2 protein-coding genes are annotated in these 2513 nt (G+C 70.4%); both read right to left on the reverse strand.

Annotated elements, in window-relative coordinates; all coding sequences use genetic code 11:
* The coding region (locus MKK54_RS11610) for a methyl-accepting chemotaxis protein (RefSeq protein WP_244010987.1) at positions 1 to 1530 on the reverse strand (1530 nt) is incomplete at its 3' end.
* Between the two features lie 179 nt (positions 1531 to 1709).
* Positions 1710 to 2513, reverse strand: an 804-nt coding sequence (locus MKK54_RS11615; RefSeq protein ID WP_244010988.1) for a methyl-accepting chemotaxis protein, incomplete at its 5' end; no start/stop codon positions are given.

Below are 2513 nucleotides of genomic sequence, written 5' to 3' on the forward strand. Positions count from 1 at the left end.
GATGGTCTGCATCGCATCCACCGCCCGGCCCACGGCGGCGCCGCTGGCCTCGGCGTCCTTGGCCGACTGGCGCGCGATGGTCTCGGTCTGGCTGGCGTTGTCGGCGTTCTGCTTCACGTTGGCCGCCATCTCCTCCATCGAGGCCGAGGCTTCCTCCGTGGACGAGGCCTGCTCGGTGGAGCCCTGCGACAGCTGCTCGGCCGAGGCCGACAGTTCCTGCGAGCCCGACGACACGTTCCCCGCCGCAGCCAGGGCCTCGCTCACAATGGCGCGCAGCTTGACCAGCATCGTCTGCAGGGCGAGGCCCATCGTGTCCTTGTCCGACTGCAGCGTGGCCTCGACCGTGAGGTTGCCGTTCGCGATCTCACCGGCGAGTTGCGCGGTGGTGTTCAGGTTGGCGGTCATCCGGTTCATCGCGGCCACGAGATCGCCGATCTCGTCCCGCGAGGTCACCTCGACGGTCTTGCTGAGATCACCCAGGGCGACCGCGTCCGCGAGCGCCACCGTCCGGGCGAGGCCCCGCGAGATCGAGAGCGCGAGCCAGGTCGCGATGGCGAAGCCGAGGAGGAGCGCGCCCGCGACGGCGGCCATCAGCAGGGTCTGCCCCTCGCTCGAGGTGGCCTTGGCCTGCGCCACGGCCTGCAACATGCGGCCGTTCTGGAACTCGATGAGGGCATCGAAGGCCCGGATGGCGGTCGTGCTCAGGGTCGCGTACTCACCCGAGGCGAGTTCTGAGGCTTTCAGGGCGCCGCCGCCTTCGACCAGCGTGAGGGCCCGGTCGCAGGAGATCATCCAGGCGCCGAACTTCTGCCGCAGGGCGTCGTTGCCGATCCCGGCGGCCTTCATCGCGCCGGTCAACGCGTCCAGGGAGCGGGCCATCTCGGCGCGCATCTGCTTGGTCGCGGTGACGCGCTGCTCCAACGCCTGCATGCTGGTGGCGGCGACGGTGGATTGCAGCTGGCCCCAGCCCCGCTCGAAGCGGGCCTGGACGATGCCGGCGTCCAGGATGAGATCGGTGGACGCCTGGATGTCCGGCCGGGCCAGGATCGATTCGATTTCCGCCCGCACGGCATTGGCGGCAGGCCGGCCCGTCGTCTCGATCTCCGTCCAGGCCTTGGCGGCGGAGTTCGTCCGCGTCAGCTCCAACACCTTGCCGGCCAGGGCGCGCTGCGCCTCGTATTTCTCGGAGAGGTCGGCGAAGAGCCGCTTACCCTCCTCCGAGTTGATGTAGCCCTTGGCCTTGGCCATGGCGGCGAGGGCATCCGCGCGGTTGTCCGCCGCGCGCTTGGTGAAATCGGCCATCTTGGCCTCGTCCGTGCTGATCACCACCGCCCGGGTATTGGAGACGCCGCGCAGAGCGTGGGCCTTGGCCTCGAGCGCCAGGGCCTGGACCTCGGAGCGGCCGACGATGAAGTTCATCGCCTCGTCCGAGGCCGTCAGCTTCTGGTAGCCGACGCCACCCGCCGCCGCCGCGAGCACAAGGACCGCGCCGAAGCCGGCCGCGAGTTTCGTCTTGATCGTAAAACGCATGGTCTTCTGTCTCCTGAACGCTCGGCGAATGGACAAGGGCGCGGGTGACCGACCCTTGGCCACCCTGTCCGCGCCGTGCCAATTCGCGGGGCGAACGGGCACGGCCTTCGATGGTCGTCTGCATCGTCCGCCGAACCGGTACCCGGCGCGGCGTGGGGGTTTTCGGGACCGTCGTCCGGTCAGGCGCTGCGCTTGAACTCGGCGTCGCGCTCGTCCTCGCCGCCCATGTCGAGGGCAAAGCCGCTCCCCGCGGATTGGGCGCGGGCCGCCCGGCGCGGGGCCGACGCCCGCGCGGGCGAGCGGACCACCGCCGACGGCGCCTTCATCCGCACCGCCGTCTCGCGAAGCTGCGTCACCGCCGCGTCCACGCCCCGGAAGGCCGTGCCCGCATCCTCGATCCGGAAGTACGAGATCGTCGCCTGGAGCTTGTCGGCCTGCGCCGCCAGTTCCTCGGAGGTCGCCGAGACCTGCTCGGAGGCGCTCGCGTTCTGCTGCGTCACCTTGTCGAGCTGCTGGATCGCCTGGTTGATCTGGCCCGAGCCGACATCCTGCTCGCGGCAGGCTGCCGTGATCTCCTCGACCAGCGACGCCGTGCGCTTGATGTCCGGCACCAGCCGGCCCAGCATGTCGCCCGCCTCCCGCGCCGCCTTGACCGTATCCGTCGACAGCGTGCCGATCTCCGCCGCCGCCGCCTGGCTGCGCTCGGCGAGCTTCCTCACCTCGGAGGCCACAACCGCGAAGCCCCGGCCGTGCTCGCCCGCCCGCGCCGCCTCGACGGCCGCGTTGAGCGCCAGAAGATCGGTCTGACGCGCGATCTCCTGCACGATCGTGATCTTCTGCGCGATGGTCTGCATCGCATCCACCGCCCGGCCCACGGCGGCGCCGCTGGCCTCGGCGTCCTTGGCCGACTGGCGCGCGATGGTCTCGGTCTGGCTGGCGTTGTCGGCGTTCTGCTTCACGTTGGCCGCCATCTCCTCCATCGA

The organism is Methylobacterium sp. J-068 (genome assembly GCF_022829445.1).
In the GTDB taxonomy this organism is placed as follows: domain Bacteria; phylum Pseudomonadota; class Alphaproteobacteria; order Rhizobiales; family Beijerinckiaceae; genus Methylobacterium.